Source organism: Inhella sp. (assembly GCF_041912635.1).
Lineage (GTDB): Bacteria > Pseudomonadota > Gammaproteobacteria > Burkholderiales > Burkholderiaceae_C > Inhella.
This window is the reverse complement of the sequence record NZ_JAYRMO010000065.1, coordinates 1-2621: the sequence shown is the minus strand read 5'-3', so window position 1 is coordinate 2621 and position 2621 is coordinate 1. Positions and strand designations below refer to the sequence as shown.

Below are 2621 nucleotides of genomic sequence, written 5' to 3'. Positions count from 1 at the left end.
CAGCAGCACGCGGATGCCCGCGGCATCCTCGGGCAGGTGGCTCTGCGCGTTCAGCAGCGTGAGGGCGGAGGGTGCGCCCTGGCTGCGGCTGCCATGCGCGGCTGCGCCCGCGTCCAGCCCCAGCCCCGCTTCATAGCCCGGCGGCTTGTGCAGCAGCAGGGTGACGGGGGTGAGCGCCAGCAGGCTGGCGTCTTTCTCTACCGTCACCGCCTGGCCGGGGCGCACGCGTGCGCCAGGGAGTTCCACCACCTGGCCTTCCACGCGCACAAAGCCGCCTTCGATGTACTGCTCGGCGGTGCTGCGCGAGCAGGCCAGTTGTTCGGCCACACGTTTGGCCAGGCGGATGTGGCTGGGGTCAGGGTTCTTGTCGGTCATCGAATGAAGAGGGTGGGGTGTTCAGTTGTTGCCGGGCTGCTGCGCGCGGATGCGCTCCACATGCGCGATCAGCGAGCGCTGGGCCAGCGGCCACATGCGTGGCGGCACGTCGGCGTAAGCCAGTTCCACCCACTGCTCCACCGTGCCTTCGGGGAGCTGCTGCATGGCGGCGATGACCTTGGCCTCGCGCGCCAGGCGGTGGCCTTTGAGCTGGGCGATGGCGCCGCGTGCCTCGCCCAGCACATGGCCGTGCGCGGGCAGGATGAACGCCACGCCGTGTTCGGCGCAGAGCGCATCGAGCCGGTCGAGCGCGTCGAGGTAGTCGGCCATGTTGCCGTCGGGCGGGTTGATGATGGTGGTGCTGCCGTTGAGGATGTGGTCGCCACTGAACAGCAGGCCGTCCTCGCGCAGCAGCAGGCACACATGGTTGGCCGCGTGGCCCGGCGTGTGCACCACCTGCAGGGTGTGGGTGATTTCGCCGTCCAGCCCTTTGCCAGTAAGCGTGAGCAGCTCATTGTTTGATAGCGCACGGTCGGGCGTGAACTGGCTGTCAGCGCGCGCCGTGGGGGCCGAGGGCAGGCCCAGGATGGGCGGCGTGGCGCGGCCCGCGCGCTGGCACATCTGCTGCAGCGGCTTGCTGCCTGGCGAGTGGTCGGGGTGCGAATGCGTGCATACGATCATGCGGATGTCGCCGCCCGCGGCGCGCCACAGGCGCTCCAGGTGTTCGGCGTCTGCCGGGCCGGGGTCGATGGCGATGTAGCCCGTGGCCGGGTCGCCCACCAGGTAGCTGTTGGTGCCGGGGCCGGTCATCACGCCGGGGTTGGGGGCCGTGAGGCGCTGCACGTTCTTCAGCAGCGGCACGGCGCGCTCGCTCTGCCAGTCCAGCGGGTGGGCGATCTGGCCGTCGGGGCAGACCAGGGCCAGTTCGCCAAAAGGCATTTCGTCTTCCATGTAGCGCGCTTCCTTGCCATTGAGCAGGCCCGCGCGCGGGCAGCTCGTCCACAGCGGGGCTTCGCTCACGGCGCAGGCGGCGAGCACATCGTCCGCGCGCGCGAAGGGCGCCAGCCGCTGCAGCGTGCGGATGGTCGGGAAGATCATGAAGAAGCCGCCAGCGGCGTGGCGCTCCAGGGCGTCCTGCGGGCGCACCCATTGGGGCTCGAACTGCTCGGCTTCGTCGGCCACGGGCGTCTGGCCTTCGGGCATGCGCGCCACCAGAAACGGCACATCAAAGCGCTTGGGCAGGTCGCGGTCGGTGATCCAGCGCGCCAGGGTGAACACACCGTCGGCGGCCAGCCGCAGGCCGCGCGCCTGGCATTGTGCGGCGAACGGGGCCTGGCGGTCGAGCGCGGCGATGTCGTCGGCCCCGCCCCAGCGCCCGTCGGCATGGCGCGCCAGCAGCACGCCCAGCTCCTCGAAGCTCTCGCGGATGGCGGCAATGGCCTCGGTGAGCTGTTCGTCGCCCTGCGTGGTGCGGCGTGCGGCGGCGGCGTGCGATTGCGTGTCCAGCGCGTCGATGCCGCCGCCGGGGAACACGTAGGCGCCCGGCGCAAAGCTGGCTTGCTGCGAGCGCCGCGTCATCAGCACCTCCAGCCCCTGCGCGCCATCGCGCAGCAGCAGCACGGTGGCGGCGTTCAAGGTGGGAACGGGCGGGCGGGGCGGGTGCAGGAGCTGGCTGGGGCGTGTCATCCGCCTATTATCAGCACCCCCCTGAGCGGCTGCGCCGCTTCCCCCCGCTCTCGCAGCGCTGCGCGCTGCGGGCAGGGGGACGCTCCCAGCGCGGCGGGGCGGCCCTTGCGCGGGAGCCCTGGTCTGAAGCGTGCCAGGTGGATGCGCCGTGTTGAAGCAACGCGGAATCGAGTCAGCTCAGTCGCGGGCGGGAATCTCCAGCCCGCGCTGCACGGCGGGGCGCTCCACGAAGGCCGCCAGCGCACGCTGCACCTGCGGGAAGCGGTCGAACTCCACCAGTTCGCCCGCGCCATAAAAGCCCACCAGGTTGCGCACCCAGGGGAAGATGGCGATGTCGGCAATGGTGTACTCGTCGCCCATCACCCAGCGGCGGCCCGCCAGGCGCTGCTCCAGCACGCCGAGCAGGCGTTTGGATTCGGCCACGTAGCGGTCGCGCGGGCGCTTGTCCTCGTAGTCCTTGCCCGCAAACTTGTGGAAGAAGCCGAGCTGGCCGAACATCGGCCCCACGCCGCCCATCTGCCACATGAGCCATTGCAGCGTCTCGAAGCGCGCGGCGGCGG

General features: G+C 70.9%; 3 protein-coding genes. All 3 read right to left on the bottom strand.

What is annotated here, in order from left to right; genetic code table 11:
- Positions 1 to 375, bottom strand: a 375-nt coding sequence (locus ACE3QP_RS21630; RefSeq protein WP_374439135.1) for a S4 domain-containing protein, incomplete at its 3' end; no start/stop codon positions are given.
- Positions 376 to 396: 21 nt separating this feature from the next.
- Complete coding sequence (locus tag ACE3QP_RS21625; RefSeq protein WP_374439132.1) at positions 397 to 2061, bottom strand: MBL fold metallo-hydrolase; 1665 nt, start codon at positions 2059 to 2061, stop codon at positions 397 to 399.
- Positions 2062 to 2238: 177 nt separating this feature from the next.
- On the bottom strand, positions 2239 to 2621 hold a 383-nt coding region (locus tag ACE3QP_RS21620), incomplete at its 5' end, for a glutathione S-transferase C-terminal domain-containing protein (RefSeq protein WP_374439130.1).